Genomic DNA, 26,332 nt, shown 5'->3' with positions numbered 1-26,332 from the left:
TGTTAAGGAGGATTTTACATGAAAGTCACTGTATGGAATGAAAATCGACATGAACAAAAAAATCCAGTAGTTGCGGACATTTATCCGGAAGGTATTCATGGTGCAATTGCTAGCTTCTTACGCGCCGAGGGATTAGAGGTTGGTACAGCTACGTTAGATGAGGAAAACCATGGATTAACAGATGAAGTGCTTGATCAAACAGATGTCCTTGTTTGGTGGGGGCACTTAGCACACGACGAAGTAGCAGACGAGGTTGTAGAGAAAGTGCATAAACGTGTATTACAAGGAATGGGGCTCATTATTCTTCACTCAGGTCATTTCTCCAAAATTTTCAAGAAATTAATGGGAACATCTTGTGATTTGAAATGGCGTGAAGCAGATGACCGTGAACGCTTATGGGTAGTTGATCCATCCCATCCAATCGCAGAAGGAATTGGCCAATATATTGAACTTCAAAAAGAAGAGATGTATGGAGAGCATTTTGACATCCCTGCACCTGATGAGCTTGTATTTGTTAGTTGGTTTGAAGGTGGAGAAGTGTTCCGTTCCGGTTGTACGTATCGCCGAGGAAATGGAAGAATCTTTTATTTTAGACCTGGTCATGAAACATATCCAACGTACCATAATAAAGAGGTTCAACAAGTTATCAGCAACGCGGTGAACTACGTAAGTCCAGTTAATAGAGACTATCCAACCTATGGAAATCACAAGCCAATTGAGAAAATTTCAGAAAAGTAATGAGAGAGGAGCACAATAGAAATGACTAAGTTAAAAATCGGAGTAATTGGCTGTGGGAGCATTGCTACCCACCGCCATTTACCAGAATATGCCCAAAACAAGGAAGTAGAAATCGTTGCTGTCTGTGATGTTGTCGAAAAACGCGCACAAGCAGCAGCTACAACTTTTGGAGGAACTGCCTATACCGATTATAAACAGTTGTTGGCCGATAGTGATGCGGATGCGGTTAGTGTATGTTTACCGAATTATCTGCATGCACCAGTTTCCATTGCTGCACTAGAAGCTGGCAAGCATGTCCTTTGTGAAAAGCCAATGGCCACTTCAAGGGAAGAAGCTGACCAAATGATTCAAGCAGCAGAAAAAGCAGGTAAAAAATTAATGATTGGCCATAACCAACGCTTTGTTGCCTCGCATCAAAAGGCAAAAGAACTAATTGCAAACGGGGAACTTGGAAGAATATATAGCTTCCGAACGGCTTTCGGCCATGGCGGGCCAGAAGGGTGGAGTGTCGATGGGGCATCTAGCTGGTTCTTTAAGAAAGATGAAGCGTTCATCGGTGCACTAGGTGACTTGGGGGTTCATAAGGCTGACTTGATTCGCTATATTTTAGGAGAAGAAGTAAAAGAAGTATCCGCTTTTGTTGAATCAAATGCGAAACAAAATAGTAATGTTGATGATAACGCTGTTTGTTTGTTGCGAACAGAATCAGGAATCATTGGCACACTTGTGGCAAGCTGGGCTTATGTTAGTGCAGAAGATAATTCAACTGTTATATACGGGGAAAAAGGAGTACTCCGTCTGGTGGATGACCCGACATACTCTCTAATTGCCCAATACAAAGATGGTTCAACCGTAAATTACGAGTTAGGACAAATTCAATCGAATGACGAAGGTGGACAATCCAACACAGGAGTTATTGACCATTTTGTCGAAAGCATCCTAAATAACGAAGTACCCTTGATTGATGGAAAGCAAGGGAAACGCTCATTAGAGGTAATTCTAGCTGCATTAGAATCGCATCAAGAAAAGAAAAATATTCAATTATAGAAAGAGGAAAGGGGAGGTTGGATGAAGTTAGGCGTTTTTACCGTATTATTTGCAGACAAAAGTTTTGAAGAAATGCTTGATCACGTTAAAAATGCAGGACTGGATTCAGTGGAGATAGGAACGGGTGGTTATCCCGGAAATACCCATTGTGATCTTGAAAAATTGCTGGATAGTGAAGAAGCCCGTAAAAGCTACTTAGAGGCAGTTGAGTCTAGAGGCTTATCGATTAGCGCATTTAGTTGTCATGGAAATCCTCTTTCACCTGATAAGGAATTTGCAAAAGAAAGCCACGAAGTTTTATTGAAAACAATTGAACTAGCAAATCTGTTAAATGTGCCAGTCGTTAACTGCTTTTCAGGAACAGCTGGTGATCATGAAGGAGCAAAATATCCGAACTGGCCAGTTTCGCCATGGCCGAATGAGTATTCCGATGTTTTAAAGTGGCAATGGGAAGAAAAGCTCATTCCGTACTGGAAAGAGGTAGGTAAAGTTGCGGAGTCCAAACATGTGAAAATTGGGCTGGAGCTTCATGCAGGCTTTTTAGTGCATACACCTTATACGATGCTAAAGCTTCGTGAAGCAACGTGTGATGCAATTGGAGCAAACCTTGATCCGAGTCATCTTTGGTGGCAAGGGATTGACCCAGTAGCCGCAATCAAAATTTTAGGAAAGGCGAATGCGATTCATCACTTCCATGCAAAGGATACATTTATTGATCAAGATAATGTAAACATGTACGGATTAACGGACATGCAGCCATACGGGAATGTTCAAACACGGGCTTGGAGTTTCCGCTCCGTTGGTTGTGGGCATGGCTTGGAAGAGTGGTCTAACATGATGAGTGCCCTAAGAACGTTTGGCTATGATCATGTAGTAAGTATTGAGCATGAAGATCCGATTATGTCGATTGACGAAGGGTTTGATCGCGCTGTCCAAAATTTAAAAGCTGTACTAATTCGAGAACAACCTGCAGATATGTGGTGGGTATAATCTTTAAATGGTTTTAGGGTTTTAGACCCCCACCTCTAAGCGAAGCGTAGGTGGGAATCTCCAATCAGGTGGAGTCGAGACTCCACCTGATTCCCCCGATGTTTCAGCTTGCTGAAACGAGTTCGCTTAGATATGTCCCCTTTTGATTTTAATCAAGAGGGGTTTTCGGCTAGTCTCATGAATATCATATATGATACATGTTCAAAAAGGAAGATTTTTGAACACGCACTATTAACAAAGAATCAGAGAGGAATGATACCATGACAAAACTAAAAGTTGGTATTATCGGTGCAGGTGGAATTGCATCAGAAGTACATATTCCGAATTATTTAAAACAAGAGCAGGTAGAAATAGTAGCTATAGCTGATGTCAACGCAGAAAGAGCTCAAAAGGTTGCTGATCAATTTGAGATTGCAAATGCTTTTGGCTCCTATGAAGAAATGTTAGCTCAAACTACGTTGGATGCCGTAAGCATTTGTGTTCCAAATAAATTTCATAAGGAAGCAACCGTTGCTGCATTAAAAGCCGGATGTCACGTATTATGCGAAAAACCGCCAGCAATGAGTGAGGAAGAAGCGAATGAAATGCTTGCCACTGCTAAAGGCGCTGGAAAAATATTGACTTACGGTTTTCACTATCGCCATACACCAGATGTGCAAGCAGCCAAACGTTTCATTGACGCCGGGGAGCTAGGCGATATTTATTCTGCTAGGGTCCAAGCGATTCGCCGTCGCGGAATCCCAGGCTGGGGCGTTTTTACGAACAAAGAATTACAAGGTGGAGGTCCATTAATTGATATCGGTGTGCATATGCTTGATACCGCTTTATATTTAATGGGCTACCCAGAGCCAGATGTTGTACTTGGTAAAACGCACCAACAAATTGGTACAAAAAAAGGTATTGGACTATTAGGTGATTGGGACTGGGAAAACTATACAATAGAGGACATGGCTGTTGGCATGATTACATTCAAAAATGGTGCATCCTTAGTGTTAGAAACTGCGTTTGCCGCTAACGTGGAGGAGAGAGAAACCATGCAGGTATCATTAATGGGTAACAAAGGTGGGGCAGATATTTTTCCACTAAAAATCTTTCAGGAAAAGCACCAGTCTTTAATAGATATTACACCAGCATATTTGCCACAAGTGGGTGGTCATGAGCAGGAAATCAAGCATTTTGTCGAGAGCTGCCTAGCTGGTAAACAACCAATTAGTACACCAAAACAAGGAGCCGTTATTCAACGGATTGTCGATGCACTTTACCGTTCTGCAGAAACAGGGAAGGCAGTGCAATTTTAAAAAGGAGAGGGTGATTTGGTGAGTAAATTAGGGATTCAATTGTATTCTGTCCGTGATAAAACCAAAGACAACTTTCTAAACACAATACGTAGACTTGGTGACATGGGCTATGATGCTGTTCAATTTGCAGGTTTTTTTGATACATCCGCTCAAGATGTAAAGCGGGTGATGGATGAGTCAGGGATTGGAAGTGCAGGAAGTCATATGCCGTATGATCAATTGCTAGGCGGTAGGCTTGAAGAGACGTTAACGTATAATCATGCGATAGATAATGATTTAATTATTTGTCCTTCGCTTCCTAAAGAATTTCATGGCAGTGTGGACGGTTTTAAGGAAGCTGCCGAAAGTCTGAATGAGATTGGCAGAAAGTGTGTGGAACAAGGGTTTCAGTTTGGTTACCATAATCATAACTTTGAATTTCATGACCTTGAAGCAGGGGAATATGGTTTTAATATTTTGTGTAGCGAGACAGATTCGAATTACGTGAAGATAGAGCTTGACTGCTACTGGGCACTTCATGGAGGATATAATCCGGTAGACATCATGGAAAAGTACCAGGGCCGATGTGTTTCCTTACACTTAAAAGATATGTCACATGATGGGAACGGGAATAAAATTAGTACGGAAATTGGCCAAGGGAAGTTAGACCTCCAATCGATATTAACGAAGGCCAAGAAAATGAGCATTCCATGGTTAATAGTGGAACAAGAACACTTTGACAAAGATACACTAGAAAGCGCGCAAATAAATATTACAAACCTGAGAAAATTAGTAGGGTAGTGTAGTTAATGAGGCCAGAACCTTGCATTTATGCAGTATTATCCCTTCTAAACAACTGATTACCCAATAACGACGACTCAAATAAATCCTCTAGGTACTTGTATTTAGGGGATTTGCTAAAGGATTGGATATCAATGGTTCCAGATTCGGAAATGTCTGTAATAACAACGTCTACACATCCCACCGTTTATCTTCTCATCTTGAAGTACATGTCAATAAGGTATCCAATCAATATCAAAACGAGTAGAATCACCGTTGTTTTTAGCCCGATCATTGGTGTGACAAAGATGAGCCATATGACAAAGAGTATAAAACCAATAACAAAGGTGAAAAAGAAAAAAGCCATATTGGATAGTTTACGGATGAATCGTTGCATAATAACACACCCCTTTTAATAAGGATATGTTGATTTTGGGCGGGTGTGATTGGTGGCTATTTATCTAAGCGCGCTTGTTTCATCTGTTGGGATGTGGGTGTTAAAAAATGATTTGGATTTCCATTCATTATTTGGGCATACGACTTTTGCATCTAAAGAGGCAGTATACGATGTCGTTCCAGTGTGGCGTAAGGGTGGATTTATTCGAGGTTAGGTAGAATGAACTTAATTATCTAACCCCAGAATCCCTTGACCACTACTAAAATATTTTGTAATAAAAGAAATAAAAGATTCACTAGGAAGGGTGATGTTCATCTCATCATATACGAAGTAAAAATAGCGAGTTAGCTTTATACCTTCGATTGAAATAGCGCGTAACGTCTTTAGCTTTAGTTCCTTACGAATGGCGGACTTGGATATAATGGATACGCCCATCCCAGATTCAACTGCAGATTTTATGGACTCGGTATTTTCTAACTCTAGGATCACATTTAGTCTGTCAGGATCCATACCGTTTTTTCGCAAATGCTCTTCTACGACCTGACGTGTACCAGAGCCTTTCTCTCTCAGTATGATCGGAAGGGAGAAAACATCATTTGGTTCGATGACATCATTTTCTCCAATAAGAATATCTGCATAGGAGCTAGGGGCAATGATGACGAGTTCATCTTCTAGAAATGGTTTCTGCGTAAGGTCAGGGTAGGAAATCATCGATTCGATGAAACCTAGATTGATAATACCGTTTTTTAAATGTTCAATGATCTGCTCGGAGTTTAAGATTTTTAGTTTTATATCGACATTAGGGAATTCCTTAATATATTCACCTAACACATATGGCAATACATGCTCCCCAACCGTGAGACTGGCACCAACGTGCAGTTCTCCGTGGATGGATTCTGACAAAATTTCAATTTCCTTCTCCGTTTTATGGACAAGCCTGATTATTTTCTCCGCATATTGGTACAGCAATTCTCCTGCAGGGGTCAAAGCAATTTTTTTCGTCGTCCGTTCAAATAATTTGATATTGAGGTGTTCCTCTAGCTGTCGAATTTGTAAGCTGACGGATGGTTGCGATAGATGTAGTATTTTAGCTGTTTCTGAAAAATTTCTTTTCGTTGCAGCCGTGTAAAAAACTTTCAGATGCTCTAGGTTCACCTCGTAACCTCCTTAATAGTCTAAAGTAATAATAGCAACAACGGGCCAATTCCTGCAAGTGCAACAAACCCAATAACACCAACTAATATAGGTTTCATTCCTACTTGCTTAAAGTCGCTGAAATTAATACCTAGACCAAGTCCAGCCATTGCCATCGCTAATAGATACACACTTGTCTCAACAAGGAAATCGCTTAAGTCCGTTGGAAGTAACGCAAAGGTATTCACCATACTCATCCCTAAAAAACCTAAAATAAACCATGGAATTGGTAGGCCTTTTAATTTGTTTAGAAGAGAGTCACTTTTGTCACTATCTTTTTCCGAAAAAAGATAACCAAACACGAGTGCCACCGGGATCAGTAAGGCAACCCTGCCTAATTTCGTCATGATGGCAGCATCCATACCTTCCACACCTCCTGGTACAGCAGCAGCGATGACATGGGCAATTTCCTGTAAGGTTGCTCCAACTAAAACGCCATAAGTTTCGGGGTTTATATCTAGAAATGGAAAAATAAGTATATAGGCTAATGCTCCAACTGTACCCAATATGGCGATACATGCAACAGCGAGTGCAGTGTGTTGCTTTTTCCCTTTAATAACAGATGAAACAGCAACAATCGCAGCTGCTCCACAAACTGCTGTTCCAACAGCGATGAGAGTAGACATATGTCTATCCAGTTTTAAAACGCGTCCTAAATAGATCATGACAACTAATGTGAACACAATGACTATGGAGTCGATCAAAATAATAGATACGCCCGCATCTAGAATTTGTTGAAGGTTTAACCTAAGCCCCATGAGGATGATTCCAAGCCTTAATAAGTATTTACTACTTACTCCGATTCCGATATCTGCCCCTACTTGAACCCCCATTAAGCTTTTCCAACACATACCTAACAGGATAGATATAATCATGATCCCCATTATGGAAAAGAAAGGTAGTTTTATAATCTGGCTCGCAATAATTGTTAGAAGTAAAGTCAACACGAGTCCTCTTGCTAAGCCTTTCATATATTTCTTTGAAACGTTTGTAAATAAAGGTATCGGTTGATTTGTTCTAATTTCCCTTTTCGCTTCCTCCAACCTGTTTCCTCCTCTGTGGTCTGATATTTCCACCTTACCACAGAAAAAGGGGTTAAAATTATAAGCGTTTTTTATATGGTTTATTAGGAATGTTGATATGTGAGTTTAATTCCTATTTTTGATTTGGGGGAGTGATGATGTTTGGGTGAATACTGTAGTAATTATTAGCAATTATGCTAATAATGTGTGTGTATAAGTGATGTACTTATAAATAGGAGTATGAAAAAGAGATCTTACAGGGATCCTTGCAAACCTTATTATGCTTTAGAGTACGACAAAGAAAGTAATAAGTTATGATGTTGATGAAAATATTGAAAAGGTAATTCGCTGGAATAATATACGCAAAAAAGGAAGTAAGATTTAGCTCATTTGACAATCCTTACTTCCTTTTTTTGCTTATACGCCAGAATACGCCATAAATCCACCATCGATAGGTATGGTAATACCAGTTATAAACTCTGACATGTTATCGTCTACAAGCCATAATAGGGTTCCTAGCAAATCTTCTGGATTACCAAATCGTTTCATCGGTGTTTGAGAGATTATTTTATGGGAACGTTCAGTAAGAGAGCCATCCTCGTTAGTTAACAGGCCTCTGTTTTGTTCCGTTAGAAAGAATCCAGGAGCGATTGCATTCACTCTAATCCCGACTTCGGCCATGTGGACTGCTAGCCACTGGGTAAAGTTATTAATGCCTGATTTTGCTGCACTATATGCAGGAACTTTTGTCATCGGAGAGTAGGCGCTCATTGAAGAGATGTTAATCACAGTTGCTCCTTTTTTATTTACCATATGTTTTGAAAAAACTTGTGTCGGTATGATCGTACCAATTAAGTTTAAATTAAACACGTGCTGAAATCCTTCTTTCGTTAAATCAAAGAAAGTGTTTAGATCGCCGTTTTGTAGGTCTTCTTGCTGAAGTATCTCGTTAGTAGTAGAGCCATTCGGATGGTTTCCGCCAGCACCATTAATCAAAATGTCACAAGCGCCGAGCTTTACCATAATCTCTCTTTCAGCAGCTTCTACACTTTCTTTATCTAATACATCACATGAAATGGCTAATGCTTCTCCACCTGCCTCTATAATGTCCTGTTCAACTTTTTTACCCGATTTAATCGTTCTATTTAAGATGGCCACTTTCACCTTTTGTTTCCCAAGTTCTCTAGCCATTGCCCCACATAATACGCCACTACCACCTGTTATGATCGCTACTTTACCGGCTAAATTAGGATTTGTCGATAACATTTTTTATGCCTCCACTTTCTTTGATCTTTCTAATGAATCCCAGATTCCCCATAAGTACATAATTCCAAGCGCACGGTCATAGAGGCCGTATCCAGGACGGCATTTTTCATCCCATATATGACGTCCATGATCTGGTCGTGCATATCCGGTAAATCCGTTTTCATGATAAGCTTTTACTACATCGCATATATCAACAGAACCATCTGAGGCACGATGGGATGTTTCTATAAAACTTTTATTCCCTTTGTTTTTTACGTTGCGAATGTGTGCAAAATGAATTCTATCGATAAACTCATTAACCATGTCTGGCACATTATTTTTTGGATCTGCACCAAAGGCGCCACTACACATGGTAAGTCCGTTGTATGGGTTAGATACCAAATTTAATAATCGTTCAACGTCATCTCTATTTTTCATGATTCTGGGGAGCCCAAACACAGACCATGGTGGATCATCCGGATGAATCGCAAGTTTCACATCGTGCTGTTCTGCAACAGGTATAACTTTTTCTAAAAAGTACTGTAGATTACTCCATAAATTTTCTTCGGTTACATGTTCATATTGTTCAAACAGTTTCGCTAAAGATTTTAATCTTTCTGGTTCCCAACCAGGCATTGTAACAGAAGTATTGCTCGAAATTTTTTCTACTAATTCCATAGGATCAATGTCTTTTATTTTTTCGTTATCAAAAAATAGGGCTGTTGATCCGTCCCCAAGCTTTTCAAAAAGTTCTGTACGAGTCCAATCAAAAACGGGCATGAAATTATAGCAAACTACTTTTACACCTACTTCAGCCAATCTCTTAATAGTTGTTATGTAATGTTTAATATACTTGTCCCTGGTAGGTAAACCTAATTTTATATCCTCGTGGATGTTTACGCTTTCTACTACATCGATATGGAATCCAAATTGATCCGCTTGTTGCTTTACTTCTTTAATTCTATCTGTTGGCCACGGTTCACCCGCAGGTATGTCATGTAAAGCCCAAACAATCCCTTCAACACCTGGAATTTGTTTAATGTGCTGTAATGGTACTTGGTCATTTCCTTCACCAAACCATCTAAAAACCATTCTCATAAATTCGTTTCCTCCCTATGCTTATTTAAAATAAGTTGGATATTGCTTAATTAACACTTCTTTTTCAACAACTGCTAAATTTAAATGTTCTGCCACTACCTCATCAACACTCTGTTCATCTTTATTTTTTAACAATTGAAGTATCTTTCTGTGCTGGATTATCAGTACATCTAATGTTAAGTCTGAAGTAAGACGTAATAACCTAAGTCTATTAAAGTGTGTACTCATTTGCTGGAGCATATGCCATGTTCTTTTTTTATTCGTTCCTACAAACAGGATTTGATGAAAGGTATCATCTAATTTATAAAAATTTTCATAATCTTGCTTGTTTTCATAGAATTCTTGCATTGTGATATTGGTTTCTAATTGCATAGTGTACTCATCAGGAAAAACATGGCAGGCCAGTCTAACGATCCCTCTTTCAATATTTTCTCGAACAAATCTTGCTTCCTCGACATGTTCAAGGTCAATTTTTGAAACTTCTGATCTAACCTGCGGATACACCTCTATTAGTTCGTCACTGGCTAACTTTAAAAAAGCTTCTCTAACCGGTGTTCTACTTACATTCAGATTTTCCGCAATATTTTTTTCAGAAAGTTTTGTACCTGGAGGTAGTGTAAGGTCGAGTATTTGTTGTTTAAGTGTCTTGTATGTGGATTCTCCTACAGACCTTTTCCTATCAGAATGATCAAAAACGGTCATTCACTCACCACCTTCTAGTTACACAATACTAATCATACTAATATGGTAGTTAAATAATAATGGAAAATCTCAAATAGTTCAATCTATTTAACTAAACCTTTTAACTAAATTAAACTTAATCTTTAAAAGTAAATCATTACGGGAAGTAAGTATCCGCTTTCTTTCGGATAATAAAAAATCTAAATAATTTTAAAAAGGTGTTGTAAACCGCTTACACATGTACTATACTCTTACTAAATCGATTTACTAAACCGATTTAGTCATAAGGAGAAGGTCATGACACTGAGAATAACAATTGCAGATGTAGCAAAAAAAGCAGAAGTATCTAAAAGTACAGTATCGCAATTTTTAAATGGACGGTTTGAGTACATGGGGATAAAAACCCGAACCAGAATTGAAAAAGCGATAAAGGAATTAGATTATCAACCTAACGTAGTGGCCAGAAGCTTAAAGAAAAAGACCACTTCGACAATCGGGATTATTGTAGCGAACATTTTACATGAGTTCTCCACACAAGTAATCAGAGCGATCGAAAATGTTTGTCACAAAAATGGAATATCTACCATTATCTGCAATGCAGATGACAATCCTGAGAAAGAACGAATATATATTGAAACCTTACTAGCAAAACAAGTAGATGGTCTTATAGTCGTTCCAATAAGGAGGAACTCAGACATTTATGAAAAACTAGTTGATGAAAATTTTCCAATCGTTTTTTTGGATAGGTTGGTAGAAGGCTTACCAATTGATACCGTTTTACTAGATAATGAAACGGCTTCTAGAATTGCAGTTAATCACTTAATAGAAAATGGATATGAGCGAATATCCATTGTTACTACATCTATAATAGAAAATATTACTCCGAGAGTAGAACGTATAAATGGTTATAAAAAAGCGTTAGAATCAAATGGTTTACCTATTCATTTGGATTATATAAAAGCAATGGACATTACACAGCTTGGAGAAGGTATTAATGAAATTTTCTCATTAAGGGAACCTCCGGATGCCATTATTTCAGGGAATGACCTTACGTTAATGGAAATTTTGAAGTATACCTTTGAGAACAATATTGAGATTGGGAAGGATGTTGGGCTAATTACTATTGATGAGGTGTCTTTTAGTCAGATTCATAACCCTCCACTGACGACAGTAGCGCAGCCAACGTTTCAAATGGGAAAAGAAACAGCTACTATACTTTTAAACAAGATTAATAATAAAGTAGATAATCAACATTCATTTATACATCGTTATAAACCAACATTAATTGTCCGTAATTCAACACAGAAAGAAGGTGTTACAAATGAATGATGTCGTAACAATAGGCGATGCTATGATCACGTTTGATCCAAGTAGCACAGGGCCAATGCGCTTTGTAGACTCCTTTACAAGAAAGGTAGGAGGGGCCGAATTCAATGTAGCAATTGGTTGTGCCAGGCTAGGATTGAAAACAGGCTGGATAACTCGATTAGGACAAGACGAATTTGGAAGGTTCATTTACAACTTTGCCCGTGGTGAAGGGATAGATATAAGTGAAGTGGAGTTAATAGAAGACTTTCCAACTTCCATTAACTTTAAGGAAATACATGCTGATGGATCTTCGAAAACTTTTTATTATCGACAAAAGTCACCTACATTGAAACTAACTGCTGAATCACTAGAAGAAAACTTTTTTGAGCAGGCACGGTTACTTCATGTTACTGGAGTATTCCCCGCTGTTAATGATCAAAATATCGAAACAGTAGATAGAGCGATTCAATTAGCAAAGAAACATAACGTAAAGATTTCGCTGGATCCAAATATACGATTAAAGCTTTGGTCTGAGGAAAAGGCAAAAACAACCCTTTTAAGATGGATGAGACATGTAGATTATCTATTAACTGGGATGGAAGAAGCTGAGCTATTATTTGGCACAACGGATTTAAATGAAGTCATTGATCTCGCTAAGAAATATTCTATTTCTCACCTGTTTATAAAAAAGGGTGAGGAAGGTGCAACGTTATGGACGAATAGTCATCTGTATAATGAACCAGCAAGAGAGAACGTTAAAGCGGTTGATACAGTGGGTGCTGGTGATGGCTTTGATGTGGGTGCAATTTATGGTTTATTGCAAGACTGGAGTCCTGAAAAAATTCTTAAATTTGCAAATGTAATCGGTTCAATGGTTGTAGAAGTGGTTGGGGATAACGAAGGATTACCATATTTGAGTGAAGCATTAAACAAATTAGAAGATAAAAAGATAGTGGAAAGGTAGGGGATGTCAGGTGTTACAAGTGGCTCTTGACCGCATGAAAAATGATGATTGTGTTCAACTAGTATCCGATTGTCATCCCTATATTGACATTGTCGAAGTTGGGACGGGTGTAATTAAAGAATATGGAATGGAAATTGTTCGAGAAATGAAGAAGCGCTTCCCGGATAAGTGCATTTTAGCTGACATGAAAACATGCGATGCTGGTAAGCATGAAGCCCTTCAAGCATTTGAAGCAGGTGCAGACTATACAACCGTAATGGGATTCTCAGCAGATAAAACGATTTTGGACACATTACGTGTTTCAGAGGACTTTCAAAAAGAAGTTGTCATTGATTTACTTGGAATTACTTCCGCGGATCGAATTCACGAACTGAAGCATCTTGGGGTTACAGCTGTTTCTGTCCACATTGGAAAAGATATGCAAGCTGACGAAGGTTCCTTTGACGTTTTAACTACTTTTATTAACGCTTTAGAGGGATTGAAGATATCTGTAGCAGGGGGAATTAACCCAGACAATATTGCTTCCTTTTCAAAGATAAAGCCTGATATCTACATTGTTGGTAGTTTTATTACAGGCTCAAAAGTACCTAGCGAAGCGGCAAAAGAAATAAGGGGTCAAATGAAAAAATGAAACAAGTTTATTATGAAATATTAAATGAGTTAAAAGAAGTGGCAAAAAAAATTGATGATAAACAAATTGAAGCATTTGTTCAAGATATTCAGCCCGAGAAGAGAATCTTTGTTACTGGTGACGGACGCTCTGGTCTAATGGGCAAGGCGTTTGCAATGAGATTAATGCATGCTGGCTATCAGGTGTTTGTTGTTGGTGAAACGATTACTCCTAGTTTTAACAAAGACGATGTTCTTGTCGTTATCAGTGGTTCTGGGAATACAAAATCTTCGTTAGTTTCAGCAGAACAGGCACATAAACTTGGCACGAAACTATTATTGGTTACGGCAGCAAGTAAATCTCAATTAGGTGAACTAGCGGACTCAGTAGTACGTCTTCCTGCAGCAACAAAGCAAAGACTTCTTGAGGAACCAAATACGATTCAGCCTTTAGGAAATCAATTTGACCAAAGTGTTCATCTCTTTTTAGATTCCGTTGTTATTTTGCTAACAAAAGATAAAGCAAACATCAATGATTATATGAAAAACCAACACGCAAATTACTAACTGAAGGGAAGAAAAGAAATGGCAGAAGAAGTTATTTTACAAAAGGAAGAGTTAAAAAATCTTGTTGTGAAGAAACTTACGGAGGCTAATGTAAGTGAAAAGCATGCGGTAATTGTTGCAGATGTGTTAGTGCATGCTGATGCAAGAGGCGTAAGCTCCCACGGTGTACTTCGAACAGAGCATTATGTGAAGAGGATGAACGAAGGTGGTATGAACCGAAACCCACAGTTTAAGGTGGAAGATAAGGGTAAATCTGCAGTATTATTTGATGGTGATAACGGCATGGGCCATGTAATTACAAAACATGCAATGGAAAAAGCAATTGATTTAGCTAAGGAAAATGGAATTGGAATGGTTGGAATTATCAATAGTAGTCATTGTGGTGCACTATCTTACTTTGCAGAACAGGCTGCTGAACAAGATGTGGTTAGTATGGTGATGACTCAAACAGACAGTGCAGTTGTTCCATTCGGTGGGGCTGAGCCTTACTTTGGCACAAACCCTATCGCATATGGATTTCCAGCTAAGAAACACAAACCAATTATTGTAGATATGGCTACCAGTAATGTTGCACTAGGTAAGGTACTCCATGCTAGAGAAACGGGTAAATCTATTCCGAACAACTGGGGTGTTGATGCATTCGGAAACCCAGTAACTGATCCAAACTTAGTGAAGAACCTTTTACCAATTGGTGGACCAAAGGGATACGGATTAGCACTAACCGTTGATGTTCTTTCTGGGATCTTAACAGGCTCCGCATTTGGTACAAGTATAGCAACTATGTATGGGGATTACAAAAACTATCGACGTTTGGGACATATTATCCTAACAGTTGACCCAGGTCTTTTCATAACAAAAGAAGAGTTTTTAAGTAATATTGATCAAATTATTGAGGAGTTACATGGATTAAAACCCGCTGAAGGATTTAGTTCTGTCATGGTTCCAGGAGAACCAGAACAATTGAAAGAAGAAGAAAGATTGAAAAGCGGTATTCCTGTTCCACAAAGTATTTATGAATACTTAACTTCATAATAATTTTGATTATCTCAAGGGGGGTGGGAGTCTTTCGGCCAAATCTTAGAATACTAGCAAGGCAAATAGGATAAAAAAATTTAAAAACTAGGGAGGAAGAACGAAGATGAAAAAGATTTATGGTCTACTTATGGGGGTATTACTTATTTTTCTTTTAGCCGCTTGTGGAGGAAATGAAACTACAGGTGAAAATGCTGAAAGTGGAGAAGGTGACAATGGAGAGACAATTACATGGAAGTTGGGTAACTTAGCTAATGAAGATCACCCATGGAATAAAACCGCTGAAAAATTTGCTGAGCTTGTTAACGAGAAGACAGATGGAAAGTTACAAATTGAAATTTATCCGAATGAACAATTAGGTAGTGAGACAGAAGTATTGAATGGTATTAAAGCTGGAACAGTTGATATGACTATTTCAGGTGAAACCATGCAGAACTGGGCTCCAGAAGCAGCTCTTATGGCAGTTCCGTATTTATTTCAAAGTGAAGAGCAGGTAAAGAGTGTGGTAGAGGGCGAAATTGGTAAAGAGATTGAAAGCGCAATCAAAGAAAAGGTTGGTGTTACACCACTTTACTATCACTTGAGAGCTCCACGTAACCTAACATCTAAAGAGCCAATCAAGACTCCTGCTGATTTAGAAGGTTTCAAGATGCGTGTACCGAACGTACCATTGTTCATGGATGCTTGGGAATCTGCAGGTGCTAGCCCACAAGTAATGGATTTTAGTGAAGTATTTACTGCTATTCAACAAGGTGTTATTGATGGACAAGAAAACCCAGTTGACTTAATTAATAGTGCTAGCTTCTTTGAAGTACAAAATAATGTGAATTTAACTGAACACGTTCGTAGCTGGATCTATGTTGTAGTTGGTAACGAACAATTCAACTCTTTAAGCGGTGACATGCAAACTGCAGTAAAGGAATCTGCTAAAGAAGCACAAGAATTCGGCATGAAGTTATATGAAGAAGAAACAGAAAAATACGTTCAGCTGTTGAAAGATGAAGGTATGGAATTTGTTGAAGTAGATCAAGAAGCTTTTGCGGAAGCTATGCAACCTGCTGTTGAAAATAGTTTAAATGAAGAACAACTAGCTCTATATGAAAAAATTAAAAATTTGGCAAAATAATGGCTGTTGGGGGCATCTTTTGGGTGTTCCCCATTATCTTTAAAAGGGGTGTAATCATGCAGGTGGTTAATGGGTTGATAAGGATATTAAAGTTTTTAACAACTATTACCTTTTCAATGATGGCAATTGTTGTGCTAATTCAGATTTTAGGTAGATATTTACCATTTACTTTTGTATGGACAGAAGAATTAACAAGATACTTGTTTGTTTATGCGATCGCATTTGGTGCGCCAGTTGCAATGGAACGAAGAGGGTATATGAGAGTAGATATATTAGTTAATTTATTACCGCTAAAAATACAAAAATACTACGATGCTTTCATTTATTTAGTTCTAGGTGTTTTCTCAACAATGTTAGTATTATATTCTTATGATTTCGCAATGTTGGGTCAGGGACAGACCTCTGCCACCCTTAAAATAAATATGGTTTACATCTTTGCTAGTATGATTGTTGCTTTTACATTTACAGCTTTTTATAGTTTTATTAATATATACAACATTCTTACTGGTAAAGTAGCAGTGAAGGAAGAAGGTATTGAAATATGATGGCTCTCATTTTGTTTTTATCCTTTCTAGTAATGATCTTTATTGGAGTTCCAATTGCATTTAGTTTAGGGTTATCATCCTTTATCTATCTTTTGATTGCAGATATCCCAATGAATATCATTCCGCAAAAGATGTTTGGTGGTATTAACTCCTTTACACTACTAAGTATTCCTGGATTCATTTTAGCTGGTAATTTAATGAACGCTGGCGGAATAACAGAAAGAATAATTAAATTTACAAATAATATAGTTGGTCACATTCGTGGTGGGCTTGGTTTAGCGAACGTCGGTGCATCCATGGGATTTGCAGGAATTTCAGGTACGGCATTAGCTGATACTGCAAGTTTAGGTTCCGTATTAATACCTGCAATGAAAAAAGAAGGGTATGATGCTCCTTTCTCAGTTGCTGTAACATCATCATCTTCTACCATAGGTCCAATTATTCCACCATCCCTTCCGATGATTATTTTAGGAACGTTAGCAACAGTCTCTATCGGGGACCTATTTATCGCTGGGGTTATTCCAGGGGTATTACTTGGCGCTGGATTGATGATTGTAACGTATATTATTTCTGTTAAACGTAAGTATCCACGAGGGGAAAGACAAAGCTTTTCTGTCATTTTTAAATCATTTTGGGGTGCCTTTTGGGCCTTAATGATGACAATAGTTATACTATATGGAATTCTAGGTGGTATCTTTACACCAACGGAAGCTTCCATTATTGCAGTTGTATACGCATTAATTGTTGGCCTATTCATATATAGAGATTTGAAGATCGTACAATTACCAAATATCATTTTAAATTCGGTTGTGGATGCTGCAGCAATCATGATCCTCGTAGGATTTGCGAATCTGTTTGGGTGGATTCTCATTAGTGAGCAAATTCCTCAGCTAATTGCTGATGCGATTCTCTCTATATCTGAAAATCCAATTGTAATCATTCTATTAATTAACTTGTTACTCCTTTTTGTAGGCATGTTTATGGAAACTATAGCGGCGATCGTTATCTTATTCCCAGTACTTTTACCGATTGGGATTGAAATTGGAATGGATCCCATTCATTTTGGTGTCATGTTGGTATTGAATTTAATGATTGGGTTATCTACACCTCCACTTGGGGTATGTTTATTTGTTGCTTCGAGTATAGGAAAGGTATCAATCGGACGTTCTTCAGTAGCCTTGTTACCATTTTTAGGGGTAAGTATTCTAGTGCTTTTACTAGTTGCCTTTATCCCTGAACTTACCTTGTTTTTACCAAGTCTTTTTGATTAAATAGATTGGGGGAATTTTTTATGAAAGCAATACGCGTCATGGAACCTTATGACTTACAAGTTGTTGAGGTGGAGGAGCCAAGTATCACAGAATCAAATGAAGTGAAAATTCGTATGAAGGCTATGGGGATATGTGGTTCTGACATGCATATTCTCCATGGTCAAAACCCATTTGCTACTTACCCACGGATAATAGGGCATGAGGTTGCGGGAGAAGTAATAGAATTAGGAGACTCCGTTACAGGTTTAAATGTCGGAGATAAAGTAGTCATAGAGCCAATGACATCGTGTGGTGAATGTTACGCATGTAAACAAGGACGTAGGAATGTTTGTGAACATGTGGAGGTTTATGGCGTTCATCAGGACGGTGGTGGAAGAGAGGTTGCTGTGTTTCCAGAGGATTTGGTTCACCGTGTAAATTCAAACTTAAATTGGTCAGAGGTAGCTTTAATTGAACCTTTTTCAATTGGTGCACAGGCCATCTATCGTGGACAAGTGCAAAAGAATGACATGGTTTACATCATCGGTGCAGGACCGATTGGATTATGTTGCTTGAAAATGGTAAAACATGCTGGAGCTAAGGTTGCTATTTCTGACTTTAATCAGGAAAGACTTGATTTTGCTAAAAAATGGGGAGCAGATGTTACGATTAATCCGCAGCAACAACAAGTGGAAGATGAACTCTTAATCTGGACTAATGGAATGGGGGCAAACGTTGTTATTGATGCGGTTGGAACACCAAAAACTGTAGAACAAGCGGTTGAGGTTACATCGGTTGCCGCAAGAGTTGTATTACTAGGATTTAATGTCGAATCTTCACGCATTGCACAGGTGAACATCACGAAAAAGGAATTAACGATTTGTGGCTCTAGATTACAAACAGAGAGATTCCCTGTAGTTGTAGACCTATTTAATTCGGATGACTTTGATGTAGAAGATTTAATTAGCCATGAATTTCCCATAGATGATGCTAAGAAAGCATTCAAATTAATGGAGGCAATGCCTCCTGCACTGAGGAAGGTAATAATTAAGATGTAAGATGTTGAAAACGAAAAGGCGAAATCCAATAAAGATGCTTCTATTTATATGATAGAAGTATATGATAGAAGCATCTTTATTAATGTAAAAATTAGTACTGTATTTATCCTTAATTCTTTTTCTATCAGCATCCTGCAAAACCTTCCATGGAGCATATTCAAATCCTTATCTAATCTAGCTTAATTAATATATCCAGAAAAGTTTGTAAATACCCTTTTTAATTAATCTCTTCTGATAAACTGCTTGCCTCGTTTGCCTTGTCAGGAAATAGAAGACTAAATACTATTCCAAAGAACGCTGCAATGAAAAACGTTGTGAATCTAGAAGTAATAATGCTATCAAGTGGTGTACTAACCCAAATGATTGTAAACACAAACCCAGAGATGATGGTAGCTACTACGCCGATTCCTGAATATCGTTTCCAAAAGAATGCCAGTATGATTGCCGGAGATAACGTACTACCTACACCTGCCCATGCCCAACTAACAACTAGGTAAACTAACGAATCAGAAACCAAGGCAATTGTCATGCCGATGAGTCCAAAAATAACGACGGAGATTCTTGATACCCATACCAGTTGTTGATCTGTCATTTTTATCCCAAGTGCTTTGTGGATAATATCTTCGCTCACAGAACTAGTTATAACCATTAATTGAGAGTCTGCAGTGGTAATGATAGCGGCTATTATTCCTGCGAGTAAAACACCGGCAATCCACGGCGGCATTAGTTCAAGAATCATAGTTGGTAAAATGATTTCTACATCGGCAAAAGAGCCTTGGTTATACATCGTTATGGCGGCTATTCCGATTAAAAAGGCCCCCGAATATGCAAGAATCGTCCAAGCAATGGCGACAAAACTTCCTTGATTTGCCTCCTTTTCATTTTTAAGAGCCATGAACCTTGAACTTAATTGGGGTTGGCCACCTAAGAACCCAAAAAACCAGGAGAAGTTGTTAAAGAATAAAACGCCAATAGCAAACCCTGTCATTCCACCAAACCAAGAATTAAACGAGTCTCCAGCATCGGCTATTGATTGTGTCACAGACAGATCATTATTCCCGATGTAAACAAAAGCAACAATCGGCAGTACAACCAAGGTGATTAACATCATGACACTTTGGATCATGTCTGTCCATACAACGGAAACGAAACCTCCTGAAAAAGCAATGACGATGATGACAATCGTTGCTAAAACAATTCCGACTGTATGCCCCAATCCAAATGTGGTAAATAACATTTTACCGGCACCAGCCATCTGAGCACCTACATAGAACATGAGGAAACTTGCAATTAGAATACTTGCTAACCACCGAATAACATTTGCTTGTTTTGCGAAACGTGCAGCAAGGTAATCGGGTAGTGTTAATACACCGTATTTATTCGTTTCATGCATAAACTTTTTCGCCAAAAATACCCACGCAAAAATGATACCAACTGCTATTCCTACAGCTACCCACATACCTGAAAGTCCAGTTGCAAACACAAATCCAGTATAACCTAAGAGTAGCCATGCAGATTCACCGGTTGCTCGTTCCGAAAAGGCAAGTGCCCACCCGGGTAATTTTTTGCCGCCTAATAAAAAGACAGAATGATTCATTTTCTTTCGACTAAAGTAAAAACCAATCCCCAAAATAACTAGACAGTAAAGAAAAAATTCAACAATTATAATTGTATTCATAAATTCCCTCCATCCCCCTTATTGTGCAATCGCTTACAAAATATGGGGTGAATTAAATTTCAAGTTTTGTTCCGATTGCCTTTAACAAACTGTTTTCATAGATCTTTTGCGCTGCAACTGCATCAAATAAGGCCATTCCAGTAGACTTAAAAATAATCGTGTCACCTAAATTTATCTGAGACTTTCCTGTAACAATACTGGACATAGGGATAATGTTTTCTTTGATTATCCAATTTTGTTCAACAGGATCATTTACATCACCAGACTCACTGATTGCGTCAATGCCGTCTACTAAGATGTGGTTGGTAAGGGAGTAAAGGGCATCTGGAAATTCCCGCATAGTAGGCTGGAAGGATCCGATACCAATATAAAGTTTCCCTTCTAACAGCGTTTTGTTGTTAGGTAAGACAGGCTTTGATGAGGTCGTCGCTGTTATGACGATACTAGCATGTTCTATTGCTTGTTCTGCTGAATGCATGGAGTAGATGTTAACAGCGGGACTTAATCTTGCTTTTAATCTCTCAATAAATGATGGAAGTTTCTCAGGAGTTCGGTTATAAACGTATAGATTCTTAATGCTTCTTTATGTGCAAGCTGCTACCGCTTGATACAGCCCTTGTATGCCTGCCCCAATAATGGCAAGACTGTCTGCGTCTGTAGTGGATAAATGTCTAACGGCAGAGCCACCAATAGCTCCCGTCCTTATACCAGTTATGGTTGTACCATTTAATAGTGCAGCTGGTTCACCTGTATCGCGATCATTTACGACTACTAGGCCTTGGATAACAGTTTTATCCTTATTATTTGGATAAGAAGTTACGAGTTTGGTACCGATGTTTTTGTTTGTGATACAAGGCATTAAGAGAAGTGTGTTTTCTTCAAAATTGTATTTTTGTTCTTGTGGGCATTAGATAGGGCTGTTCTTCATATATTCTATAAGATTCATCAACGGTGTCAATCATGTCTTTCATAGATACAGTTTGAAGAATTTCCTGTTCATTTAAAAAAAGCAATCTTGTCAATCCCCTTTCCTCATAGCTATTAAACTAAACGACAGCACCTTCCAGAACAAAATTTTTCTCTGCAAATCGTTCAAATCTTAATGGAGATAAATCAATGGTTTCATACCTCCCTTTTTGAATTAATTCTGCTAAACCTCTTCCTACTGCAGGTGCCTGCTGCATTCCATGTCCGCTAAATCCACAAGCAAGGTAATAGCCTCTTAATTTAGGGTGCTCACCGATGACCGCATTTTGGTCAATGGTGTTATGGCTATACATACCAGCCCAGCCTGTTGCTATTTTTGCCAGCTCAAAGTTCTTGACACGGTGACCAAGTATCGGCCAGAGTTGTTCTAGGAAGAAGGAGCGCTTCCATGTAAAATCAATACCAGGTTTAACTTTTTCAGAAAATCCAGAAATAAGTGAATGACCTTCGTGTCGAAAATAAACCCCAGTAGGATCAACAGTTAAAGGTAAGTCGTAAGTCAAAGGCTTTGCGATATCAAACTGAATAATTTGCCTTTTCAACGGGACTATTGGTATGGGATTTCCTAACATCTCGCTCAATTCTGGTGCCCATGGTCCCGCACAATTAATGACAATTGGTGCTTCGCAGGTTAATCCGCTATCTAACTTAACACCTTTAATACCGCTTTCATTTTTAAGGATACTTTTGACTGGTTCATATATATAATTTGCTCCTAGCTGCTTTGCTTTTTTTGCATAACCTTGCATAACCGAATAGGGATCTAAATATCCATCTTCGGCACAATACAAGCCACCATCTAGGTCCTTTATGTTTAATTCAGGGATAACTTGTAATAATTCGTTGCTACCTAATAATTCAGAAGGCACGCCATGTTGTTGCTGTAATTTGTTTTGTTTCCGTAATTGATCGAGCATTCCTTGCTGTGCAAGAAAAAGATATCCACGTTGTTTAAAGTCTATTTCTGCCAGTTCTCCTTTGATAGCCATATCTTGTGGAAACGTTTTATAGACTTGAAGACTGAATCGGCTAATCTTAATATTAATGTCTGTCGTAAATAATTGTCTGATTCCACCAGCACTTCTAGGGGTAGAGGAGTATTCATAGATTCTGTCTTTCTCAAAAACAGTAATTTCCCCTTCATAACCATCAAGCAAAAGATTATAGGCAATACTAGATCCTATTACGCCGCCTCCTACTATAATAATATCTGTCTTCATCTTTCCTTTCACCACCCATGGAAGATTTTGTTACAAGTGTGATTACTGATAACGATAAATGAATGTGGCATGGGATTCTATGTGTATTTTCACTAAAAAAACCATACTATTTTAATTAATTTTTATAATTATCTGAAAATATGCTATAGTTATGTTACATAAAATTGAGTAAAGTGAAGGTGGGATGGCAATTGGAGGATTTAGTGCAAATTGCACAAAGGGTAGTGAAAAAAACTTCCGAAATCTTATCTTTTCCAATTAGTGTATCAGACGACAAAGGATATATCATTGGCTGTACGAATCGAAGTCGTATTGGAATGCATCATCAACCTTCCATTGAAGTAATTAAGAAAAACGCCGCAATCGTATTTGAGCCTGAAATGGTAAGACACATGGAAAATGTCCTTCCAGGAATTGCAGTTCCGTTGGTATTTGATGAGAAAACTATTGGTGTCCTTGGTATTATTGGTCAACCAAATGAGGTGAAGCCCTATGCAAAATTAGTGAAACGCTATGTAGAAATGACTTGGCAGGAGTCCTTTCGAAGTGAAATAGAAGATTTAAAGGCGAAAACGCATGAAAATTTCTTGCAGTTTCTACTATTTGAACAACACATTGACTGGAAAAGACTCCAGCACTATTGTAATATCCTTGGCATCGATTGTAACATAAACCGAATTTGTATCGTGATAGATCTTCAAGTCAATATGCTGTTCGGTAATAGACTTTTAACACGCGATATTAGGCAGAAGCTCCTTGACTGTGTTGGTGAAGTCTTTCTAATAGATGCCGTTCAAGACATTTGCTCCTATTTTAAAGCAGAACAAATAATTGTAGTAAAAGCGATTGATAATAATAACATGTATAGTGATTTTATTGATAAATATGAGTCGCGGGCAAAGGACTTATTACGTTTGTTTTCATCGTACCAAATAGAAGATGCTGCGATTGCAGTCGGCGACTTAAAACCAACTATTATGGATATAGGAGATTCCTATCGCCAAGCATTAAGATTATTTGAAGTTGGAGAAAAAGCTGCAATGTCCCCAAAGGTTTATAGCTATAGAAATTGGGAATTACTAACTAGTTTAGTGCCACATTGTATAGATAAAGAAATCCATGAGAAATTAATGGAGTGTTTAAAACCTTTATTCCTTCATGAGGATTTTGAAGTTTTAGTAAGGGACTTTATTCATTACTGCCAAAACAATTTGAATATAAGCAAGGCTGCTCGCGAACTGTTCATTCACCGAAATACGCTCATTTATCGTTTGAAAAAAATAGAATCCATTACGTCCTTAAATTTAGATACCTTTGAACATTGCATGGTGCTTTTTCTCACTTTGAGAAGTTTAACATGTAATATACCTAGTCAGTTAAATGAGAATCTGAATTATTCATAGAAACAAGCAAATAATGAGGGCAAAAACCTATATGCCAAAAGGAGGATTATAGTTTGAAAGATTTAACTGAGTTACAAGGAATGTGGGAGCGGTTCGTTCTTCAAGATTCCATGGATGTCCGAGTGGCTGAATTTATTCAACAATCATGGTTACGATCAAAGTCATATAAGGTCAACCCACATCAAAAAACTGGAAAAGTCTACCCTCATAAAAGAAATAAAAGTCTTCAGGTACATGCCAATCTTATTTATCATTCAGAGTCATTAATGAAGGATTTATATGAGTTAGTCAAAGGATCTGATTTTACTGTCATACTATGTGACCGTAATGGAATCATTCTAAAACAAATTGGAGATGAAACAACCTTGTCATATGCAAAAGAAATTCAATTTGTAGAAGGTGCTGATTGGAGTGAAGAGGCTGTAGGTACAAACGCAATTGGGACCTGCATTTTTGAAAAAAGGCCGTTACAAATTTTTGCGCATGAGCATTACAGCAAAATTTGTCAGCAATGGACTTGTTCGGCTTCACCTATTTTAAGCGAAGACGGAGAAGTGTTAGGTGTGTTAAACATGTCAGGACCTTCGGATAAGGTTCACCCCCATACACTTGGAATGGTGGTATCAGCAGTCAAAGCAATTGAAAATAAAATAAGATTACAAGAAAAAATGAATAACCTAGAGCTCATGAAAGGGTATCTTGAAGCTACTACCAACACGTTAAACTCTGGTATTATGATTTTGAACAATGAAGGCCGCATTATTAAAATCAATGACAAACTACAACACATCATTGGTCTAACCGAAAACGAATGGGTTGGAAAGAAAAGTGAGGAGCTTTTTACTAACAGATTGTTTGAAGATATTCATCTGTCTGACAAAAAAGTGGATGATGTAGAAATTCGTATTAAATTGAAAGCGTATTCAAAAGAGATTAATGTATTCCTAACTAAAAGACCTATTATTAAAAACGGAAAGCGGATAGGGTCTTTAATATTATTTGAAGAAGTAAATAAGGTTCACAAGTTTGTTAATAAAGTTACTGGTAATAGAGCTAAAGTAACCTTTAATGATATTATCGGCAATAATAAATTGTTAACAGCTAGAATTCAAGAGGCAAAGTTGGCTTCACAATCCGTTTCAAATGTATTGTTACTGGGTGAAAGTGGTACTGGCAAAGACTTGTTCGCCCAAGCCATACATAATCATAGTAATCGAAAAGATAAACCGTTTATTGCAATAAACTGTGGGGCGATTCCTAAGGATTTGTTAGGCAGTGAATTGTTCGGTTATGCCGATGGAGCTTTTACTGGCGCCAAAAGAGGTGGAAATTCGGGGAAATTTGAATTGGCTGACGGTGGTACCATATTTTTAGATGAAATTGGTGAAATGCCTCTTGATATGCAAGTGCTATTACTACGACTGTTGGAAAATAGAGAGCTAGTTAGGATAGGGGGAAGCAAGGCCATTCATGTTGATGTACGAATTATTTCAGCCACAAACAAAGATTTGTATGAAGAAGTGCAAAAAGGAAGCTTTCGAGAAGACTTATTTTTTCGCCTAAACGTTTTACCTATTAAAATACCACCACTAAGAGAACGCAAAGATGATATTGAGTTATTAACAAATCATTTCGTAAGTGAGATTAATCATAAACTATTTAAGAAAATAGAAACAATTTCACCAGATTTTATTAGAGCATTACGGGAGTATGAATGGCCTGGAAATGTTCGAGAACTCCATAATATTACCGAGAGAATGGTTAGTAAATCGCAAGGTAACAAGTTAGAACAGCTACCAACAGAACTAGTTGAACCATTAACAAAAAATCTAAGTTTTCCATCTAGTGAGATTTTACCGAAAAAAAACCATGTAAAAAAGTTAACGTTAATCAACACGATAAAGCAGTGTAATTACAACTACAGTAAAGCTGCCAAGAAATTAGGTATATCCAGAAGTACGTTGTACCGGCAGTTAGATCGGTTCGGTTTAAAATCATAGTGTTCCATATTGTATCAGTGTCCCAAACTGTCGCGGATTTGTGCTACAGTTTGGGACACTTTTTTGTGAGCGAGGATAAGCATAATAGTGGCCAAGTTCTATCGAGCCTTATTTGA

Annotated in this window: 27 protein-coding genes and 1 pseudogene; 17 read left to right on the top strand and 11 right to left on the bottom strand. The window is 38.0% G+C overall.

Going from position 1 to position 26,332, the window contains the following annotated elements; genetic code table 11:
• Positions 1 to 18 precede the first annotated feature (18 nt).
• From NC797_RS01930 to NC797_RS01910, 5 genes are all read left to right on the top strand, one after another.
• Positions 19 to 738 carry a ThuA domain-containing protein gene (locus NC797_RS01930; RefSeq protein WP_272434941.1) on the top strand — a complete coding sequence of 240 codons (720 nt, stop codon included), beginning with the start codon at positions 19 to 21 and terminating at the stop codon, positions 736 to 738.
• Positions 739 to 759: 21 nt separating this feature from the next.
• Positions 760 to 1,785: a Gfo/Idh/MocA family protein gene (locus NC797_RS01925; protein WP_272434940.1), complete on the top strand. Its 1,026-nt coding sequence runs from the start codon at positions 760 to 762 to the stop codon at positions 1,783 to 1,785.
• A 21-nt stretch (positions 1,786 to 1,806) separates the two neighbouring features.
• On the top strand, positions 1,807 to 2,775 hold the full coding sequence (locus NC797_RS01920) for a sugar phosphate isomerase/epimerase family protein (protein ID WP_272434939.1): 969 nt from the start codon (positions 1,807 to 1,809) through the stop codon (positions 2,773 to 2,775).
• Positions 2,776 to 3,035: 260 nt separating this feature from the next.
• Positions 3,036 to 4,073, top strand: coding sequence for a Gfo/Idh/MocA family protein (locus tag NC797_RS01915; protein ID WP_272434937.1), 1,038 nt, complete (start codon positions 3,036 to 3,038; stop codon positions 4,071 to 4,073).
• Positions 4,074 to 4,091: 18 nt separating this feature from the next.
• Positions 4,092 to 4,853 (top strand): sugar phosphate isomerase/epimerase family protein, encoded by a 762-nt coding sequence (locus NC797_RS01910; RefSeq protein ID WP_272435217.1) that lies wholly within the window; start codon positions 4,092 to 4,094, stop codon positions 4,851 to 4,853.
• 28 nt (positions 4,854 to 4,881) lie between these two features.
• Here NC797_RS01910 and NC797_RS01905 read toward each other — a convergent pair whose 3' ends face one another.
• Positions 4,882 to 5,037: a hypothetical protein gene (locus NC797_RS01905; protein ID WP_272434936.1), complete on the bottom strand. Its 156-nt coding sequence runs from the start codon at positions 5,035 to 5,037 to the stop codon at positions 4,882 to 4,884.
• Between the two features lie 3 nt (positions 5,038 to 5,040).
• The gene (locus NC797_RS01900; protein ID WP_272434935.1) at positions 5,041 to 5,229 is read right to left on the bottom strand and encodes a hypothetical protein; all 189 of its coding nucleotides are present in this window, start codon (positions 5,227 to 5,229) and stop codon (positions 5,041 to 5,043) included.
• Between the two features lie 52 nt (positions 5,230 to 5,281).
• Between NC797_RS01900 and NC797_RS01895 the strand changes: the two genes are divergently transcribed.
• The gene (locus NC797_RS01895) at positions 5,282 to 5,443 is read left to right on the top strand and encodes a hypothetical protein (protein WP_272434933.1); all 162 of its coding nucleotides are present in this window, start codon (positions 5,282 to 5,284) and stop codon (positions 5,441 to 5,443) included.
• A gap of 11 nt (positions 5,444 to 5,454) precedes the next feature.
• On the opposite strand, the gene NC797_RS01890 is transcribed toward NC797_RS01895, so the two are convergent.
• From NC797_RS01890 to NC797_RS01870, 5 genes are all read right to left on the bottom strand, one after another.
• Positions 5,455 to 6,384: a selenium metabolism-associated LysR family transcriptional regulator gene (locus tag NC797_RS01890; RefSeq protein WP_272434932.1), complete on the bottom strand. Its 930-nt coding sequence runs from the start codon at positions 6,382 to 6,384 to the stop codon at positions 5,455 to 5,457.
• Positions 6,385 to 6,404: 20 nt separating this feature from the next.
• Entirely contained in the window at positions 6,405 to 7,466 is a 1,062-nt protein-coding gene (locus NC797_RS01885; protein WP_272434931.1) for a YeiH family protein, read from the bottom strand.
• 396 nt (positions 7,467 to 7,862) lie between these two features.
• The gene (locus NC797_RS01880) at positions 7,863 to 8,711 is read right to left on the bottom strand and encodes an SDR family oxidoreductase (protein ID WP_272434929.1); all 849 of its coding nucleotides are present in this window, start codon (positions 8,709 to 8,711) and stop codon (positions 7,863 to 7,865) included.
• Positions 8,712 to 8,714: 3 nt separating this feature from the next.
• Positions 8,715 to 9,788 (bottom strand): mannonate dehydratase, encoded by a 1,074-nt coding sequence (gene uxuA / locus NC797_RS01875; RefSeq protein WP_272434928.1) that lies wholly within the window; start codon positions 9,786 to 9,788, stop codon positions 8,715 to 8,717.
• 21 nt (positions 9,789 to 9,809) lie between these two features.
• Positions 9,810 to 10,490 carry a GntR family transcriptional regulator gene (locus NC797_RS01870; protein WP_272434926.1) on the bottom strand — a complete coding sequence of 227 codons (681 nt, stop codon included), beginning with the start codon at positions 10,488 to 10,490 and terminating at the stop codon, positions 9,810 to 9,812.
• A gap of 276 nt (positions 10,491 to 10,766) precedes the next feature.
• On the opposite strand from NC797_RS01870, the gene NC797_RS01865 reads away from it, so the two are divergent.
• The 9 genes from NC797_RS01865 (at position 10,767) to NC797_RS01825 (ending at position 18,928) form a co-directional block, all read left to right on the top strand.
• Entirely contained in the window at positions 10,767 to 11,798 is a 1,032-nt protein-coding gene (locus NC797_RS01865; protein WP_272434925.1) for a LacI family DNA-binding transcriptional regulator, read from the top strand.
• Positions 11,791 to 12,741 carry a sugar kinase gene (locus NC797_RS01860; RefSeq protein WP_272434924.1) on the top strand — a complete coding sequence of 317 codons (951 nt, stop codon included), beginning with the start codon at positions 11,791 to 11,793 and terminating at the stop codon, positions 12,739 to 12,741. The genes NC797_RS01865 and NC797_RS01860 overlap by 8 nt, the downstream gene beginning before the upstream one ends.
• A gap of 10 nt (positions 12,742 to 12,751) precedes the next feature.
• Positions 12,752 to 13,372: a 3-hexulose-6-phosphate synthase gene (hxlA, locus tag NC797_RS01855; RefSeq protein WP_272434923.1), complete on the top strand. Its 621-nt coding sequence runs from the start codon at positions 12,752 to 12,754 to the stop codon at positions 13,370 to 13,372.
• Positions 13,369 to 13,917 (top strand): 6-phospho-3-hexuloisomerase, encoded by a 549-nt coding sequence (gene hxlB, locus NC797_RS01850; protein WP_272434920.1) that lies wholly within the window; start codon positions 13,369 to 13,371, stop codon positions 13,915 to 13,917. The genes hxlA and hxlB overlap by 4 nt, the downstream gene beginning before the upstream one ends.
• Before the next feature lie 18 nt (positions 13,918 to 13,935).
• Positions 13,936 to 14,949, top strand: coding sequence for an ureidoglycolate dehydrogenase (gene allD / locus NC797_RS01845; RefSeq protein WP_272434919.1), 1,014 nt, complete (start codon positions 13,936 to 13,938; stop codon positions 14,947 to 14,949).
• Between the two features lie 106 nt (positions 14,950 to 15,055).
• Positions 15,056 to 16,075: a TRAP transporter substrate-binding protein gene (locus tag NC797_RS01840; protein WP_272434918.1), complete on the top strand. Its 1,020-nt coding sequence runs from the start codon at positions 15,056 to 15,058 to the stop codon at positions 16,073 to 16,075.
• A gap of 56 nt (positions 16,076 to 16,131) precedes the next feature.
• On the top strand, positions 16,132 to 16,620 hold the full coding sequence (locus tag NC797_RS01835) for a TRAP transporter small permease (RefSeq protein ID WP_272434917.1): 489 nt from the start codon (positions 16,132 to 16,134) through the stop codon (positions 16,618 to 16,620).
• Positions 16,617 to 17,891 carry a TRAP transporter large permease gene (locus NC797_RS01830; RefSeq protein WP_272434916.1) on the top strand — a complete coding sequence of 425 codons (1,275 nt, stop codon included), beginning with the start codon at positions 16,617 to 16,619 and terminating at the stop codon, positions 17,889 to 17,891. Before NC797_RS01835 ends, NC797_RS01830 begins: the two co-directional genes overlap by 4 nt.
• A gap of 20 nt (positions 17,892 to 17,911) precedes the next feature.
• Positions 17,912 to 18,928, top strand: a complete 1,017-nt coding sequence (locus NC797_RS01825) for a zinc-binding alcohol dehydrogenase family protein (protein ID WP_272434915.1) — start codon at positions 17,912 to 17,914, stop codon at positions 18,926 to 18,928.
• Between the two features lie 217 nt (positions 18,929 to 19,145).
• On the opposite strand, the gene NC797_RS01820 is transcribed toward NC797_RS01825, so the two are convergent.
• The 4 genes and pseudogenes from NC797_RS01820 to NC797_RS01805 form a co-directional block, all read right to left on the bottom strand.
• Entirely contained in the window at positions 19,146 to 20,606 is a 1,461-nt protein-coding gene (locus NC797_RS01820) for a sodium/proline symporter (RefSeq protein ID WP_272434914.1), read from the bottom strand.
• A gap of 52 nt (positions 20,607 to 20,658) precedes the next feature.
• Positions 20,659 to 21,471, bottom strand: a pseudogene (locus NC797_RS01815) (ornithine cyclodeaminase family protein); the annotation flags it as partial.
• A 13-nt stretch (positions 21,472 to 21,484) separates the two neighbouring features.
• Complete coding sequence (locus tag NC797_RS01810; RefSeq protein WP_272434913.1) at positions 21,485 to 21,628, bottom strand: hypothetical protein; 144 nt, start codon at positions 21,626 to 21,628, stop codon at positions 21,485 to 21,487.
• A gap of 24 nt (positions 21,629 to 21,652) precedes the next feature.
• Positions 21,653 to 22,813, bottom strand: coding sequence for an NAD(P)/FAD-dependent oxidoreductase (locus tag NC797_RS01805; protein ID WP_272434912.1), 1,161 nt, complete (start codon positions 22,811 to 22,813; stop codon positions 21,653 to 21,655).
• A gap of 191 nt (positions 22,814 to 23,004) precedes the next feature.
• On the opposite strand from NC797_RS01805, the gene NC797_RS01800 reads away from it, so the two are divergent.
• Positions 23,005 to 24,216 carry a CdaR family transcriptional regulator gene (locus tag NC797_RS01800; RefSeq protein WP_272434911.1) on the top strand — a complete coding sequence of 404 codons (1,212 nt, stop codon included), beginning with the start codon at positions 23,005 to 23,007 and terminating at the stop codon, positions 24,214 to 24,216.
• A 53-nt stretch (positions 24,217 to 24,269) separates the two neighbouring features.
• Positions 24,270 to 26,216, top strand: a complete 1,947-nt coding sequence (locus tag NC797_RS01795; RefSeq protein WP_334313173.1) for a sigma-54-dependent Fis family transcriptional regulator — start codon at positions 24,270 to 24,272, stop codon at positions 26,214 to 26,216.
• The last annotated feature ends 116 nt before the right edge of the window (positions 26,217 to 26,332 follow it).

Source organism: Terrihalobacillus insolitus (assembly GCF_028416575.1).
Classification (GTDB): Bacteria; Bacillota; Bacilli; order Bacillales; family Amphibacillaceae; genus Terrihalobacillus; species Terrihalobacillus insolitus.
This window is presented reverse-complemented; position numbering and strand designations above follow the sequence as displayed.